Raw genomic sequence first — 3,969 nt, forward strand, 5'->3', positions numbered from 1 at the left:
CGGATTTGGCCATTTTCTATGATTCTTTTCGTTGAATAGCTCGCTATTCGCCTCAAATAATCATAAAAACTGTCTCAAACCGGACTTTTTCTCGCTACGGTCGGCTAAGTCCGACAGGCTCCTAGAAGCTCTTTCTACCGGGTGCCGAATCTACGACACCTGGTTGCCTTATACGGGTAATCTGAATTTATAGTGTTGTTATTCTGACTTCTACTAATATGACCATTCCTGATTCCATTTCTTACCTATAATAATCAGAAGCTATGACCGCGTTTGACCATGGAGAGGTCAGGATGAGTTTAACAACACGAATAGAGTCCTTTATACCCAGGCTTTCACATTTCAAGAGTGAAGTGGCCCAGCAAATCAAGGCTTTGCACCCTAGAAAAGTGCTGGTCAAAAACTGGGGACGTTTCGTTCAGGGGATGAGAATAGTCGCCTTCCATGCCAAGCGTCTTGCCCATGGTATCGCAGATCGTATTCCCAGAGTTCGCATTACTGCCAGACGAGTGGTTCAGGTCCGGGCAGAAGAAGCGATCCTTGGACGCCGTATCAAGGCAAAGAGTAAAGAGGGTATCCGTCTTACTCCAGCCCAATCGGAATATCTCAAAAAACAAGCGGGTTTTGAGGTGAAGTCTAAAGAGATTGGGCCTGAAGGCAGTAAAACGTCTGTTGATTTTCTGGTTAAGGTTAAATCGTCTGCATTGAAAGATGCGGATAAAGAGTTTGAAGCTCATCTCTCAGCTTATGCCAAAGCTAAGGTAGCTCTGGATGCTAAACAGTTAAAACGCCCGACAGAAGTTACCCAGGAAGAAGTTAATGAAGTGGGTCGTTTAGGCGTAGCCCTGAAAACAGCTGAAGAAAGTCTGGCCGATCTCAGGCACTGGGCGACAGAGCTTAAATATAAGGAGCTCGGAGGCAAGTTTGATACTGAAGCTGCTCTGCGGGATGCCTTCAGGGTTCATGTCAAGACGTTGGGTTTACAGAAGAGTAATGCTTTGAACCTTGTTAAAGGGGTGACCACTAATATCGCGGGTGTCACTCAAGATCGTCTGGATATTGATTCTCGCATCAGAGAGATCAGTGAGAAGTACAGAAATAAAGTTTACAGAGACATTATTGCCTTTATTGATAACAAAAGTGAGCATTCAGAGCACAATACTCTGGTCAGAGCCCAGCGTAACAGGCAGATGGTCAGAGGTACCGATAAGCTTCATTTCGCAACGGCAGAAGCTGGTCATGCCAAGCGACTGCCCGGTTTGGATTATTACATGTGTGCAGCAAGGCAGGATTGGCCGAAAGGTGCACCTGTCTATAAAGACCGTCTTGTGCTTGAAGCTGTGCGCCTAATGCACAACGACTGGTCACTGTTTGCTAAGGATGTTCAGTCTGAAATTGATAAGATCAGGGTGGATGTAGATAAGGAAAAAGGCCTTGGAAGCTTTGATGCCGACAGAATGTGGGAATACCATCACCTGAGAAGTTTCCAGGAAACGTTGGCGAAGCTGAGAAGATTAGCGACTGTGGATGCTGACAGTCAGAGCAGAGTGGTCGATTTCCTCTCGAGTTACGGTGAAGAGTTAGGCTTGGGTGAGCACCCGGGTTATAACCTTGATGTGTTGACGAGAGAAGCGGAAACCAAATACGGTGTTAATAATTTCAAGAAGTTGGAAGAAACCGTGGCCAGAACAGAAGTAGGTGTTGAGGCTAATCCACTGCATTTGCCGATTGCGCCGTTCGGGCAAATACCTCTTTCACCTCCACCGGGGTACAGTTCAGCTCCGTCAACGCCCCTTCTTCCGAGTAATCCATTCTATCAAGGACCCAAGGCGTCTCAACAAGCCTATCCACAGGCAACGAGACCGAGTGATCAGAGGTCATCCGTAAGCGATCCTTTACCACCCAAGTTCGATAGTGAATGGCAACAGTTTGGTGCGACGGATGAGACGACACCTCTCCTTGGTGATAATGCGTCGAATAATCCTTTCGGAAATAACAGCGATCCTTACCGCTAGAAGGGGCCATGAGACAGTGACCAAAACGGCACCCATAGGTGCCGTTTTTATTTACAGCTTCAAATAATAAGGCTTAAGAAAGCCTATCGTTTCAGATGTGTATTCAGGATGTTGATCATAAATGGTTATCTGTTCCCGAAAATGCTCTGAATCAGGGCGCCCTAGAACCAGTATGTGACGGTGGTCTCTATGATGAGCAGAGGAACGAACCGCTATGGTTCGCTTCAGCTTCAATTGGGTAGCTTGATGGATGGCTTCTAAAAAAAGCGGGCTGGATTCGACAGGTAACAGAATCCAGGCTTTACCGTCCTCAGACATCAATCGGTCAATATTAATGGCCAGTTCCAGAAAACTTAAGCTGTCGGTGTGGCGTGCAAGTGAGCGCTTGTCACAGGGTGCTTTAAAGGCATTTTCAAAGAAAGGTGGATTGCTGAGTATGCAGTCATACCGTTTTTCAGGCATGAAAGATTGAATGGAACAGTGATGCAAAGCTAAGCGGCTACTCCACGGGCTGGCGGTGAAGTTTTCCAGGGCTTGAGTAGCAGCCTGATCGTCCAGTTCAACCGCATCTATAGTGGCATGGGATCTTTGAGCGGCCATTAAACTGAGTAGCCCGGTTCCGGCACCAATATCAAGAATGGACTGAGTGTTTTCCACCTCTGCTCTGGCCCCCAGGATACAGGCGTCGGTGGTGATCTTCATGGCCGTCTGACCCTGTTCAACCCTGAACTGTTTAAATTGAAAGTAACTGTTTCTGGCCATTAATGGTTACTCATTACCGGGGTATTCGATAGTTTTTTACTCTTTGATTTTCTTTGCTGGAAGACCACGGATGCAACAATCATCATCAGTCCCAAATAGGTAGAAGGATGAATGCTTTCATTCAGCACATTAGCGATAAAAATCAGTGAAAGAAAAGGACTGAGATAGCTGATGTTGCTGATGACAGCGGTATTCTCTGCCAGCTTGAGGGCTTTGAGCCAGAAAATATAGGCAAATCCCATCTCGATCAGGCCAATATAAACCGCACCACTTAAACCTTCCAGAGAGATAGGCCAGATACTGGACTTCCAGAAAACAGCGACTGTAATCCAGGGGAGTCCGAACAGAAAACAGAGCAGCAGGCCAACCTGTGAATCGCCTTCATTTTTGGCGTTTAAGATCCAGTATAAAGCCCAGACCAGAGTGCTGGAGAGCACCAGCATTACCCCTTGTGGACTGCCAAAGTTAAGGCTCTGAAGCTCACCCCGGGTACTGATAATAACCACTCCAAGATAGGCAATCAGGCAACAAATGCCGTCCTTAACACTCAGCTTGTTACCCAGTAATGGTACAGCCAGCAAAGTCAGAGCCAGTGGCCAGCTGTAGTTCAGTGCCTGAGCTTGTTGAGCGGATAACAGATCATAGCCACCCAATAGAGCTATGTGATAGAGGAAAGGGTTGAGAAAACCTAACAGGATATAAAGCCCAAAATATTTTTTGGCCTGTTGGATCAACTGAGGCCACTTGCCCTGGGAAAGGACAAAACCGGCCAGCAGAATGGTTGACGTTAATACCGACCAGAATACCATTTGCCATGGGTCCAAATGCTCCAGAGTGAGTTTGAAGGCAGTGGCAATGGTTGACCACATCAGGGCGGTGGCCAGAGCATACAGACAGGCTTGGGTTTGTGAAGACATACTGCGTTAAGTCTCAACGTGTGGTTACTGGAAGCCTGACCGGGATTGCACTCGAGTATAAAGTTCAGTGGAAAAGATGGCCGTTCCTTCTGGACTTTAGGCCGGGCTGTCTATTCCCGGTCAGGCTCCCTATGCCTTGCTCAGGCTCTTCTAGGAGCCTGTCGGACTTACCACTGACCTACTGCGAAAAAGCCTGATTTGGCCATTTTTTATGATTCTTTTCGTTGAATAGCTCGCTATTCGCCTCAAATAATCATAAAAACTGTCTCAAACCG

At 47.0% G+C, this 3,969-nt stretch carries 3 protein-coding genes; 1 reads left to right on the forward strand and 2 read right to left on the reverse strand.

Annotated features, from left to right (window positions below):
- The first annotated feature begins 293 nt into the window (after window positions 1–293).
- Window positions 294–2,015: a hypothetical protein gene (locus ACR2PX_RS03295; RefSeq protein WP_433997935.1), complete on the forward strand. Its 1,722-nt coding sequence runs from the start codon at window positions 294–296 to the stop codon at window positions 2,013–2,015.
- A 51-nt stretch (window positions 2,016–2,066) separates the two neighbouring features.
- On the opposite strand, the gene ACR2PX_RS03300 is transcribed toward ACR2PX_RS03295, so the two are convergent.
- A complete protein-coding gene (locus tag ACR2PX_RS03300) occupies window positions 2,067–2,777 on the reverse strand; it encodes a tRNA1(Val) (adenine(37)-N6)-methyltransferase (RefSeq protein WP_433997936.1) in 711 nt (236 codons plus the stop codon).
- Entirely contained in the window at window positions 2,777–3,694 is a 918-nt protein-coding gene (locus ACR2PX_RS03305) for a DMT family transporter (protein WP_433997937.1), read from the reverse strand. The genes ACR2PX_RS03300 and ACR2PX_RS03305 overlap by 1 nt, the downstream gene beginning before the upstream one ends.
- Window positions 3,695–3,969 lie beyond the last annotated feature (275 nt).

The sequence above is a fragment of the Endozoicomonas sp. genome (assembly GCF_051008435.1).
Classification (GTDB): Bacteria; Pseudomonadota; Gammaproteobacteria; order Pseudomonadales; family Endozoicomonadaceae; genus Endozoicomonas_A.